The sequence below is a fragment of the Belnapia mucosa genome, assembly GCF_016775475.1.
Taxonomy (GTDB): Bacteria; Pseudomonadota; Alphaproteobacteria; order Acetobacterales; family Acetobacteraceae; genus Belnapia; species Belnapia mucosa.
This window is the reverse complement of the sequence record NZ_JAEUXJ010000102.1, coordinates 1-295: the sequence shown is the minus strand read 5'-3', so window position 1 is coordinate 295 and position 295 is coordinate 1. Positions and strand designations below refer to the sequence as shown.

The 295-nt window shown below is 61.7% G+C and carries 1 pseudogene; it reads left to right on the top strand.

From position 1 onward, the window contains the following. Positions 1 to 76: 76 nt before the first annotated feature. Positions 77 to 214, top strand: a pseudogene (locus tag JMJ55_RS30535) (transposase); the annotation flags it as partial. Positions 215 to 295: the final 81 nt, after the last annotated feature.

The window sequence follows — 295 nt, the reverse complement described above, 5'->3', positions numbered from 1 at the left end:
CAGTTCACTCCAAACGAATGCCGAAGCTACTTCACCGCCGCAGGCTATGAGCCCGAATGATCGGATGCTGCTCTAGAACAACCGCTCGCGGGTGGAGAACCTGTGGGCGCGTCTGAAGGCATGGCGCGCCGTGGCCACCCGCTACGAGAAGACCGCCCGATCCTTCCTCGGCATCCTCTGCCTCGCAGCCGCCGCTGACTTGATCAAGCTCTAACAGACCTTCTGTAATCGGGTCGGTCAATGACCGGCGTAGGGTGTCACGTCGCGGGTTCCTCGCTTCTGTTCGTGGTCGGCG